This window comes from Cellulomonas sp. GbtcB1, assembly GCF_019091725.1.
Taxonomy (GTDB): Bacteria; Actinomycetota; Actinomycetes; order Actinomycetales; family Cellulomonadaceae; genus Cellulomonas.
Window position 1 is genome coordinate 1 of sequence record NZ_JAGXJG010000504.1, and the last position, 239, is coordinate 239.

The window sequence follows — 239 nt, forward strand, 5'->3', positions numbered from 1 at the left end:
CGGCGGATCAGCGGGTCGAGCGCGGAGAACGCCTCGTCCATCAGCAGGATGTCGGTGTCCGCGGCGTGCGCGCGGGCCAGGCCGACGCGCTGCCGCATGCCGCCGGACAGCTCGTGGGGGAGCGAGTCGCCCCACTCGCCGTGGCCGACCATCTCGAGGGCCTCGTCGGCCTTCTTCCGGCGCTCGGCCTTGACCACGCCCTGGAGCGCCAGCGGGTAGGCCGCGTTGTCACGCACCGT

At 74.1% G+C, this 239-nt stretch carries 1 protein-coding gene; it reads right to left on the bottom strand.

Annotated features, from left to right (window positions below):
• On the bottom strand, positions 1 to 239 hold a 239-nt coding region (locus KVT14_RS21185), incomplete at both ends, for an ATP-binding cassette domain-containing protein (RefSeq protein ID WP_217617371.1).